Annotated in this window: 9 protein-coding genes; 5 read left to right on the plus strand and 4 right to left on the minus strand. The window is 63.9% G+C overall.

Annotated elements, in window-relative coordinates; all coding sequences use genetic code 11:
* Positions 1-8: 8 nt before the first annotated feature.
* From AB7I51_RS06545 to AB7I51_RS06555, 3 genes are all read right to left on the minus strand, one after another.
* The gene (locus AB7I51_RS06545) at positions 9-1,562 is read right to left on the minus strand and encodes a formate dehydrogenase beta subunit (RefSeq protein ID WP_428403537.1); all 1,554 of its coding nucleotides are present in this window, start codon (positions 1,560-1,562) and stop codon (positions 9-11) included.
* A complete protein-coding gene (locus AB7I51_RS06550) occupies positions 1,559-2,032 on the minus strand; it encodes a formate dehydrogenase subunit gamma (protein ID WP_428403487.1) in 474 nt (157 codons plus the stop codon). The genes AB7I51_RS06545 and AB7I51_RS06550 overlap by 4 nt, the downstream gene beginning before the upstream one ends.
* Positions 2,033-2,159: 127 nt before the next feature.
* The gene (locus tag AB7I51_RS06555; protein ID WP_428403486.1) at positions 2,160-3,059 is read right to left on the minus strand and encodes a LysR family transcriptional regulator; all 900 of its coding nucleotides are present in this window, start codon (positions 3,057-3,059) and stop codon (positions 2,160-2,162) included.
* Positions 3,060-3,318: 259 nt separating this feature from the next.
* Here AB7I51_RS06555 and AB7I51_RS06560 point away from each other — a divergent pair, with 259 nt between their 5' ends.
* The 5 genes from AB7I51_RS06560 to AB7I51_RS06580 all read left to right on the plus strand — a co-directional run bounded on the left by AB7I51_RS06560 (position 3,319) and on the right by AB7I51_RS06580 (position 9,083).
* On the plus strand, positions 3,319-4,719 hold the full coding sequence (locus AB7I51_RS06560; protein ID WP_428403485.1) for a HAMP domain-containing sensor histidine kinase: 1,401 nt from the start codon (positions 3,319-3,321) through the stop codon (positions 4,717-4,719).
* Positions 4,716-5,360 carry a response regulator gene (locus AB7I51_RS06565; protein ID WP_428403484.1) on the plus strand — a complete coding sequence of 215 codons (645 nt, stop codon included), beginning with the start codon at positions 4,716-4,718 and terminating at the stop codon, positions 5,358-5,360. The genes AB7I51_RS06560 and AB7I51_RS06565 overlap by 4 nt, the downstream gene beginning before the upstream one ends.
* A 109-nt stretch (positions 5,361-5,469) precedes the next feature.
* A complete protein-coding gene (locus AB7I51_RS06570; RefSeq protein ID WP_428403483.1) occupies positions 5,470-6,012 on the plus strand; it encodes a DUF3280 domain-containing protein in 543 nt (180 codons plus the stop codon).
* Positions 6,013-6,181: 169 nt separating this feature from the next.
* The gene (locus tag AB7I51_RS06575) at positions 6,182-7,639 is read left to right on the plus strand and encodes a D-alanyl-D-alanine carboxypeptidase family protein (protein WP_428403482.1); all 1,458 of its coding nucleotides are present in this window, start codon (positions 6,182-6,184) and stop codon (positions 7,637-7,639) included.
* A 274-nt stretch (positions 7,640-7,913) separates the two neighbouring features.
* Positions 7,914-9,083, plus strand: a complete 1,170-nt coding sequence (locus AB7I51_RS06580; protein WP_428403481.1) for a CobW family GTP-binding protein — start codon at positions 7,914-7,916, stop codon at positions 9,081-9,083.
* Between the two features lie 18 nt (positions 9,084-9,101).
* Here the strand turns inward: AB7I51_RS06580 and AB7I51_RS06585 are convergent.
* On the minus strand, positions 9,102-10,274 hold a 1,173-nt coding region (locus tag AB7I51_RS06585; RefSeq protein ID WP_428406158.1), incomplete at its 5' end, for a cation:proton antiporter.

Raw genomic sequence — 10,274 nt, forward strand, 5'->3', positions numbered from 1 at the left:
CGGCTACCTCACTCAGCGGCTTCAAGGGCCGGCTTGCGGAAGTCCTCGGGAAAATGGCGAAGCGCGCTCTCAACCGGATAGGGCGCAAAGCCCCCCAATGCACAGAGCGAGCCAAACTTCATTGTATGGCAGAGATCCTTGAGGAGCTCGATATTCGCGTCGACGTTCTGGCCTTCGCGAATCTTGTCGATCGTTTCGACGCCCCGCGTCGAACCGAGCCTGCAGGGCGTGCACTTGCCGCAGCTTTCGATGGCGCAGAACTCCATGCCGAAGCGCGCCATCCAGGCCATGTCGACGGTGTCGTCGAACACAACAAGGCCACCGTGGCCGATCAGACTGTCCTTGGCGGCGAAGGCCTCATAGTCGAACACCGTGTCGAAGAGCCATGGCGGCAGATAGGCGCCGAGCGGCCCGCCCACCTGCACGGCGCGCACCGGCCGGCCGGATCGCGTGCCGCCGCCGATGTCATTGACGATCTCGCCGAGCGTCAGGCCGAAGGGCACTTCGCAGAGACCGCCATATTTGACGTTGCCGGCGATCTGCAGCGGCATCGTGCCGCGCGAGCGGCCGACGCCGAGTTCGGCGTAATGCTGCGATCCCTTTTCGAGGATCATCGGCGCCGTCGCCATCGACAGCACATTGTTGACCACCGTCGGCTTGCCGAAGAGGCCCACATGCGCCGGCAGCGGCGGCTTGGCGCGAACGATCCCGCGCTTGCCCTCAAGGCTCTCGAGCAGCGAGGTTTCCTCGCCGCAGACATAGGCTCCCGCGCCGATGCGCAGCTCGACGTCGAAAGAAAAGCCCGAACCGCGGACATTGGCGCCGAGCCAGCCGGCCGCGCGCGCGACCTCGATCGCCCGATCGAGGACGACCGCCGCCTGCGGATATTCCGACCGCAGATAGATATAGCCCTTGGAGCCGTTGATCGCGTAGCCGCAGATGATCATGCCTTCGATCAGCGAGAGCGGATCGCCTTCCATGATCATGCGGTCGGCGAAAGTGCCGCTGTCGCCCTCGTCGGCGTTGACGACGACATAGCGCCGGTCGGCGGGCGCGTCGGCGACCGTCTTCCATTTGATTCCGGTCGGGAATCCTGCGCCGCCGCGGCCGCGCAGGCCGGATTTGGTGATTTCCTCGATCGTCGCCGCAGGGCCGATCTGAAAGGCGCGTGCGAGGCCGGCGCCGCCGCCATGCGCCTCATATTCATCCATCGACAGCGGGTCGATGACGCCGCAGCGCGCGAAGGTGATGCGGTTCTGCCGCTTCATCCAGGGCTGATCGTCGACCTCGCCGATCGAGAGCGCATGGGCGCCGCCGGAGAGGAAGCCCGCGTCGAACAGCGAGGCGACATCCTTGACCTTGGCCGGTCCATAACCGACACGGCCCGCGGGAGTCTCCACCTCGATCAGGGGTTCGAGCCAGAGCATTCCACGCGAGCCGTTTCGGACGATCTCGACAGTCTCGCCGCGGGCGGCGGCTTCTTGCGCGACGGCGGCGGCCAATGTGTCGGCGCCCATCGCGACGGCGGCCATATCGAGCGGGATGTAGACCTTTGCCATCAGTCGCGCGCCTCCGCGGCGATTTCATCGAGCCTTTCGGCGTCGACGCAGCCGATCGGCTCGCCGTCAAAGAGCGCTGACGGACTATGCGCGCAAAGCCCCAGACAATAGATCGGCTCCACGGTCAGAGCGCCGTCCGGCGTCGTTCCGCCCCAGTCGAGCTTCAACTTGTCGAGGAAGGCCCGCGCCTGCTGTTCCGCGCCCATCGATTGGCAGGACTCGGCGCGGCAGAGTTTGAGGGTGTGGCGGCCATGCGGCGCGCGCCGGAAGTCGTGATAAAAAGTGACGACCCCATGCATTTCTGCGCGAGAAATATTGAGCGCCTCGGCCATTTGCTTGACGGCGGCGTCCGGCACATAGCCGAATTCTTCCTGGAGCGCGTGCAGAATGGGCATCGCGGGCCCTTCAAGACCCATATGAGCGGCGATGATCTCCCGCGCGCGCTCGTCGCTATACTGAGCAGCGCCAGCCATTTCTTCCCTTTCGGTCCAGAGCGTTGCGCCAAATGCGGCCGCCCTTTTTAGATTAGTTCTGAAGACAGTGCCGGAAATCCAAGGCGCGATCAATAGCGACACTTCGTTGCTCGATAGGCCGAACCTATCAATCTCCAAGCGCTCGGCTTTCGGCGAGCTTCTTTGCCTCCGAGACCAGCGCCGCGACCAGCGGAATCACCGGCTCGCGCTGGGGCGCGACGAGGCCGATTTCATGGACTGCGTCCGGTTCGACGATGGGGATCGAGCGCAGGGGCGGCGCAATCTCCAGCGTTTTGGCGAGCTTCTCCGGCAGCACGGTCGCCCAGCGACCAGACTTCACATGATCGAAGAGCAGGATCACGCTGTTCGACTCCAGCGCCGGCGCGGGCTCTGCGCCGCCCTTGCGAATGAGCTGCTCGACGATGCGTCGGTTCTGCATGTCCGGCGTCAGCAGGCAGAGGTCGATGCGCCCGACCTCGGCCCATGTCACACGTTCGCGATCGCCGAGCGGCTTGTCCGCGAAGGTTAAGAGCCGGTAGCGCTCCGAGCAGAGCGGCACCGTGCGCACGCGGCCGAGCGGCTCATTGTCCAGATAAGTAATGCCGGCGTCGATCTCGAGATTGTCGAGCATGGTCAGCACTTCGCTCGACGAAGCCGAAATCACCGAAAAACGAACGCCGGGGTGCTTCTCGCGATAAGGCGTGGTCAGCGCCGAAACGATGCCGAGCGCCGTGGGAATGACCGCAATCTTCAACTGGCCGGCCAAGCCTTCCTTGAGCGTTCGCACTTCCTGGCGCATCGCCCGCGCGTCGCCGACGATGCGCTTCGCCCATTCGAGCACCCGCTCGCCTTCCGCCGTCAGCCCGTGAAAGCGCGACGAACGGTTGACCAGCAACACGCCGAGCGTGTCTTCGAGCTGTTTGACGCCGGCCGAGAGCGTCGGCTGAGTGACGCCGCAAATCTCCGCGGCGCGCGAAAAGCTCTTCTCTTTTGCGACGGCGATGAGGAATTCAAGCTTTTCGATCACAAGCCGGAGTCCATGGGCGCGCGAAGACGCGAAGACGCATGGGCCCTCGCCGGCCGGTCCGAAGCGTCGCTGGCGTTTTCGTCCAGACTTTACATTAGCATATCCGCTCTCGCTGCGCCGAAAATTTCAAAGAATTCAAATGGGGTGACGCCGCTCGGGCAAATTGCCCGATCGACGGCCGAAAGGGACGGCGCGCATTGGCGCTCTTCCAAATTCCTGTTCTACTGAGCGGCAAATCCCCGCAGCAAGGAATGCGCCCATGCGGTTGATCGTCAGGCTTGTCTTGCAGCTCGTCGCCATCACCCTTCTTTGTCTGACGCTGACCGCGGGCTGGGTGATGGTCGACGCCCATCGCGCGATCGAAACCGAAGCGGCGACCTCCGCCGAGCGCGTGGCGCATGAACTCGAGAATCTCTACTGGCGCGCCATTTTGTGGCGCGGCAGCATGCGTCGCGACAATATTTTGCCCCGTCCGGAGTGGGAGTCGCTTGCGACCTTGAAGCTGATCTCGCCCGGCGTCTGCGTCAGCTATGCGCCTGGAGAGGAAGCGCCGCGCACGCTCTGCAGCCAGCTGGAGGGCGTCGGCGCAGCGGCGCCGGCATGGTTTTCGACCGCCTATGAGTCGATATTCGGCGCGCCTGCGACGATCGTCCGCCCCTTGACTGTGCGCCAACCGGAAACCGGCGCGATCTCTGTCAGGGCCGACCCGGACGCAGCGATCCGGCAGGCGTGGCGACAAATCTCGATCATCGTGAGCGTCGCGGCCTCAATGGCGATTTGCCTATGCGCGCTCGCCGCCGCCGCCATCGTCCACGCTCTGGCGCCGACGCGCGCCATTGTCGATGGACTGCGGCAGCTGGAGCAAGGGAATTACGACAGTCGGCTCAACGCTGTCAGGAAAGGCGAGTTCGGCCTGATTGCGCGCGCCGTCAATGATCTTGCCGAACGGCTGGCGCAAACCACGGCGGAGCGCGCCGCGCTCACGAAAAGACTGTTCGAGGTACAGGAGGAAGAGCGCCGCGCGCTCGCCCGCGACCTTCACGACGAATTCGGGCAATGCCTGACGGCGACCCTCGCCTTCGCAGGCTCCATCGAGACGGCGGCGGCCGCGACCGACCCAGGCGTCGCGGGGGACGCGCGCGCCATCGCCCGCGTCGCCAAGCGCATGATGAAGACGCTTCGCGACGCGCTCGCCCGCCTGCGTTCGCAAGATCTTGAAGAGCTTGGACTCGAAACCTGCCTCGTCCAGCTCGCCGCCAACTGGAACGCCAAGGCCGAGCGAAAGGCCGTCGTCCATCTCAGACTTCTCGGCGACCTCGCCGACCTGCCGCAGGCGATATCGACAAGTCTCTATCGCATCGCCCAGGAATGTCTGACCAACGCCATGCGGCATGGCGACTCGAAGAATGTCTATCTGCGCATCGAGCGCGCCCCTTCAAAGGGCGGACTCGTCGCGCTGACGGTCGAGGATGACGGCGGCGGCGACGCGTCGCGCCTCGCGACCTCCTCCGGCCACGGCATTCTCGGCATTCGTGAGCGCATCGCGGCCTTCGGCGGCAGTCTTTCGATCAGCGACGCCGCGCGCGGCGTCCGCGTCGTTGCGCGCCTTCCGCTGATCCCGGCCGGGCCCGCGCCGTTGAAAGGCATCGTGCTCGCATGACCACGATTCTTCTCGTCGACGACCACCCGATCGTTCGAGAAGGTTATCGCCGGCTGCTCGAACGCCAGCCGGATCATAAAATCGTCGCCGAAGCCGGCAATGCCGCAGAGGCCTATCAGGCCTATCGCAGGGTTTCGCCCGACGTCGTGATCATGGACCTTTCTCTTCCGGGCGCGAGCGGCGTCGAGGCCGTGCGCCATATCAGGCAGTGGGACAAAAGCGCCCGCATATTGATGTTCACCATGCATGGCGGCGCGGCCTTCGCGCTGAAAGCCTTCGAAGCCGGCGCCTCGGGCTATGTCACGAAAAGCAGCGACGCCGTCGAGCTGCTTCGCGCCGTCGCGATCGTCGCCAAGGGCGGCCGGGCGCTCAGCGATGACGTCGCGCGCGAAATCGCGGCGGAGCGATTGGGCGCCGGTCGCGCGCTCGTCGACGAACTCGGCCCGAGAGAGACGGAAATCCTGCGGCTTGTCGCGTCGGGCCGAACCACCGAGGACATCGCTGCGCTTCTCAACCTCAGTCCGAAAACGGTTCAAAACTACCATTATCAAATCAAGGCGAAGATCGGCGCGCGCACCGACGCCCATCTTGTCTGGCTGGCGATCGGCGCGGGAATCGTCGGGGACGCGCCCGCGGCTTGATCGGCCGAGAAGAGGAAATTTGCCCAGACCGATCGGGGCGATGGTCTGAAGCCCGTCGCGCCTTGGGGAGTTATCGTCCGCCCTGGATGAAGAGCGACGGAGCTTCGCGATGGGCAAAAGGACGCTGACAGGCTTTCTCGCGATGGCGCTGATGACGGCGACGATCGGCGGCGCGCAGGCTCAGGCGCAGTCTCCCGCGCGCTTAAAACTCGCCGTCTTCGACATTGAACTCGATGATTTTTCCGCCGGCGGACCGATCGCTGGAGAAAGTCCGGAGGAAACCGCCCGCCTTCAAAGAATGACCGCGCTGGCGCGGGACCTCCTGTCTCAGTCGGGGCTCTTTGACATCATCGACGGAAGCGGGTCGACCGACCAGAGGGTCAAGGACCATTGGCTGCGCAAGTGTAATGGCTGCGACGCCGATATCGCCCTGGCGCTTGGCGCGGACCTGTCCTTCGTCTGCTTTTTTAGAAAGATCAGCGTGATGGAGCAAAATCTCGAGATCCGCATCCGCGACGCGCATACAGGCGAGTTGGCGCATGCCTCGCAAACCGATCTGCGCGGCGAAACCGATCAGTCCTGGAGTCGCGCGCTGAAGTTCCTCATCAAATACCAGCTCGTCGAGCCGGAGCTGGCGCGGCGAAAGCAATGATCGCCGCCGCCATGCCTTTTGTTAAGACTTACGGTTAACAGTCCGCTAAAGTCGCCCCCGAATCGCCCTAATCTCGGCCTATCCCGGCTATGCGCCTGGTGCGCTATTATATAGTCGGCGATTTCTTGCGATCCCGCGCGGTTGAGCGACGGGTGATGGGGCTAAGCGGATGATCTTCTCGAAGTCCACATTGATCGCGGCGGCCACCGCACTGCTGATTTCTTTCGGCGCCGAAGCGCCCGCCCGGGCGACGCCGTCGATCGTCATCGATGTCTCTTCCGGCGCCGTGCTCTCGCATGATCAGGCGACCGCCTCCTGGTATCCCGCCTCCGTAACGAAGCTGATGACGACCTATGTCGCGCTCGAAGCGGTGCGGCAGGGCCGCATCACGCTCGACACGCCGGTGATGATGTCGCCGCGCGCCTGTCGCGAGGCACCTTCCAAGATGGGCTTCAGAGCCGGTTCGGAAGTCACCCTGCACAACGCCCTCGTCATGCTGATGGTGAAGTCCGCGAACGACATCGCGGTCGCCATTGCGGAAGGCGTGTCCGGTTCGGTCGAAGCCTTCGCCGATGAGATGAACCGCGCCTCCGCCTCGCTCGGCATGACGCAGTCGGTTTGGTACAATCCCAACGGACTCCCCGACGATCGGCAGGTCACGTCGGCGCGCGATCTCGCGATTCTCGGCCGCGCGCTCTACCTGCAGTTTCCCGAGCACGCCAATCTCTTCAACATCGGCGCGATGCGGCTCGGCAAGCAGATCATTCCTACCCACAACCATCTTCTCGGCCGCTACCCTGGCGCCGACGGGATGAAGACCGGCTTCACCTGTTCGGCCGGATTCAATCTTGTCGCCTCCGCCACCCGCGGCGGCCGGCGCCTGATCGCCGTCGTCCTCGGCGCGCCCAATCCCATTCTGCGCACGGCGAAAATCGCCGCCCTGCTCGATCGCGGCTTCCAGAGCGGCGCGGCCGTCGCCTCGCTATCTTCGCTGCCGTCCTCGGGCCCCACCGCGGCGCCCGATATGCGCGAGTCGGTGTGTCATCATCGCGGGCCCGGCGCGGCCCAATTCATGGCGGAAATCGAAGACGCGTCGGTCCCGGTCGGCTCGGGCGTTCCGCTGCTCGACGCGCTGAACGGCGCGCAGCAGCAGCCGCCGCGCGTGAACGCCAAGGAAATTGCGCATCTGCCGCGGCCGCGCTTTGAGCCCGTTTCCGTCTATGTCGGACGGGCGCCGGGCTATGTCGGGCCGGTGGCCCGGACGCGGACGCCGGGCGCTCCCGTCGGCGAGCAGACTGATCTTACCGCCTATGCCGCGCAACCGGAGCCCGCCGACGCAAACGCTTCGCCGATCAGCAAGCCGGCGCCCGACGCTGTAGCCCTGCGCCGCGCCAAGCGTGCAAAGGCCGCGAAGGCGGCACACGCGGCGGCGGCAAGAGCCGCCAAGGCCGAAGCCGCTAAAGCTGACGCCGGCAGCGCTGAAACAGGCGAAATCGCGCCGGCGCTGAAGCCAAAGGCGGCGTCGAAAAAAGCCGCCAAGCCGAGAACCGCCGCGCCTGCCGCCGAAACCCAGAAGCGCGTGGTCGCGCCGAAGGTCCGCTCCTCCGCCGAACCAGGCAAGAGCTGAGCGCCAATAGCGCCGTTCGTTCTGGAAACGCGCGGCGCTTTCAGTAAAAATGCGCGCCTTCAGCCAGCAGGAAGTTTTTCCTGCTCATGCGCGAGTTCCTTCTGATACAATTTCCGTCTGAACTGCTTGCATGTCATTCCCGACGCGCGCAACGCGCGCGATCGGGAATCGAGAGCAAACCCAGCGTTCCTGGATCGGCTCTGGATTCCCGGTCAGGCCTTCGGCCTGCCGGGAATGACAAACTCAGCGAACAGATCAGCCGGAATTCGTCTCCATGAACGATCTTGCCAAGCCAGCCGACAGCCGCGTGACGCGATCGGCGCCGCCGCCCATCCCGCTCTCCGTCATCACCGGTTTTCTCGGCGCCGGCAAGACGACGCTGCTCAATCGACTGCTCGCCTCCCCTGCGCTTGCCGATACGCTCGTCCTCATTAATGAATTCGGCGAAATCGGCCTCGATCATCTCTTCATCGAGAAGATCGACGGCGACATGGTGCTGATGAGTTCGGGCTGCGTGTGCTGCACGATCCGCGGCGATCTGGTCACTATGCTCGAAGACTTGCTGAAGCGCCTCGACAATGGCCGGATCAAGCCGTTCAAGCGCGTCGTGCTGGAAACGACCGGCCTTGCCGATCCCGCGCCGATTCTGCACGCGATCATGTATCACCCCTATCTGATGATGCGCTATCGGCTCGACGGCGTCGTCACGCTCGTCGACGCCGTCAACGGCGAAGCGACGCTCGACGCGCATGAGGAAGCCGTCAAACAGGCCGCCGTCGCCGACCGGCTCGTTATCGCCAAGACCGATCTGCCGCAAAGCGCCGAGCGGCTCGACGCGCTGAAGGCGCGGCTCGCGCGTCTCAATCCCGGCGCTCTGCAGCTTGACGCCGCAAAGGGCGAAGCGACGCCGGAGGCGCTTCTCAACTGCGGACTATATGATCCTGCGAGCAAGACGCCGCGCGTGAAGGAATGGCTCAACGCGGAAGCGGTAGAAGCGGCGCAGGCGCATGACCATACGGACCATGACCATGGTCACGGTCATCATCACGACGCGAACCGGCACGACACGCATATCCGCGCCTTCTGCTTTTCGTCGGACACGCCGCTGACGCCGGCGTCCTTCGATATTTTCATCGATCTACTGCGTCACACCCATGGGCCGCGTATGTTGCGCGTCAAGGGAATTGTGGCGCTCGCCGACGATCCGTCGCGCCCGGTGGCGATTCACGGCGTGCAGCATGTCTTCCACCCGCCGCATCGCTTAGACGCCTGGCCCGATGCCGACCGGCGCACGCGCATCGTCTTCATCGTCAAGGATCTCGACGAAAGCTTCGTTGAGGGACTCTATGGCGCGCTCGTCAATCATCCGGCGCCTGATCGCCCCGACGCTCAGGCGCTCGCCGACAATCCGCTCGCGCCGAGAGCGCGCGGTCTGCTCGGCTGACGCGCGCGACTCCCTACCCTATTCTGCCGAACGGCTGAACACGTCCCGAACGCGCTGCTCAAAACCATGCAGCTCGTCGCGCCATTGCGGGGGAAATTTGGCCAGTCCTCTGGACGCCTGCGATGAGAACCAATCGGCGACGGCGTGAACGACAAGCGACACGACGCTTTCGAGGCGAGACTGGCGCTCCGTGCCGCGAAGCCACAGGGCGATGGTCGGAAAAGCCGTGACGGTCACCATCGCGGCGCCGACAAGCGCCGTGGCCGTCTCGGGCGCCAACTGACCTCTCCCGACGCCGAGATAGGTCAGCGCGACGACCAGCGGCAGCGTGGTCGACGTCAACAGCGCCAGCGCCGGCATGTCCCGTTCGGGCAGCGTCCCTCGAAAGAAATTCAGCGGCGCCAGGCGAATGAGCAGCAAGGCGCCGCAAAAGGCGACGAAGCGCACGAAGCTTTCGGGGTTCGTGAAGAGCTTCGTGACATCGAAGGCCGCGCCGCTCTCGATGAAAAACAGCGGGATCAAAAAACCAGAGCCGATGGCGGCCAAACGCTCCTCGAGAATTTCGGCCTTGGTGCCGCGCACCAGAATTGCGACGGCCATACCCGCAATATACGAGCCGACCACAAGCTCCATGCCCAGCCGATCGGCGAAGGAGACGAAGCCCAGCAAGATAACAAGAGAGATTCGAATAGGAAGAAGTTCGTCGTCATCAAGCCAGTGCACAACGCTATCGGCAAGGCGCTCGGAACGCACCCGCCTGAGAAAGATATTCATTGCGAGTGCGATGGCGATGAAGAAAGCGCTCAGCAGCAATTGGTGGAAATGATGACTGTGTCGCGCCAGAACGATCGATGCGAGAATGAGCGGCCCGATTTCGCTGATGGCTGCAACGCCAAGCACATAATGTCCAAAGTCGTCATTAAGGTCCCCAGCCTGTCGCAAAATCGGGATCAATATGCCGAAAGCCGTGGTCGGCAAGATCAACGCGACAAGCAGCGGCGACTCGATGAGGCCGACAATATAGAGCAGGCCCGAAATGACGATCGAAAGCCCCAATGAAACGAGCCACGCATAAAATCCTAGTCGAAGCGGCTTTCCTCTGATTTCGTTCGAATTGAACTCTAAACCCGCCTGAAAAAACAAATAGTCGAGCCCAAAATCCCCGAGAAATATCAAGGCGCAGTCAGCGCT

Origin of the sequence: Methylocystis sp., from assembly GCF_050246715.1 — a bacterium.
Lineage (GTDB): Bacteria > Pseudomonadota > Alphaproteobacteria > Rhizobiales > Beijerinckiaceae > Methylocystis.